This is a genomic window from Oleiphilus sp. HI0123 (assembly GCF_001635315.1).
The window spans coordinates 1-486 of record NZ_LWGE01000828.1 but is presented as its reverse complement, the minus strand read 5'-3'; the positions used below and the strand labels follow the sequence as shown (position 1 = coordinate 486).

Genomic DNA, 486 nt, shown 5'->3' with positions numbered 1-486 from the left:
CTTTCCGCACCCTCCTTTGTTGCCAGTATATCCGGTTGCTCGAGCGCAAAGCCGCTTGATGATGTACCGAATCCGTAAAGATTGGAGTCGTCTGGCTGATGCAATTCTTGCTGATCCGCATGCTGCGAAGGCGAATGAGTATCGTAAGGAATTGAAAGAAAGCCTGATTGCTACAGCGCCGATTTTTTCAGAAATGCCTTACTTCATGAGTGAAGAGTTTACCATTGTCGATTGCTGTGTTTCTGCCTTGTTGTGGCGTTTACCGGTAATGGGAATTGAGTTAGATGATGTCCAGGCAAAACCGATTTCGAAGTATATGGATCGTATATTTCAGCGTGAGTCCTTTCAAGCTAGCTTGTCTGAACTAGAAAAAGAAATGCGACACTAAGTCGCTAAATAATGAGTAAAGGGGTGAGCGGAATGACTCCAAGTCGGCCATATCTGGTTCGAGCACTAAATGATTGGATTTTGGATAACGACATGACG

General features: G+C 44.9%; 1 protein-coding gene. It reads left to right on the top strand.

Translation table 11 applies throughout. The annotated features are described in order from the left end of the window. On the top strand, positions 1–388 hold a 388-nt coding region (locus A3761_RS07225; protein WP_231881187.1), incomplete at its 5' end, for a glutathione binding-like protein. Positions 389–486 lie beyond the last annotated feature (98 nt).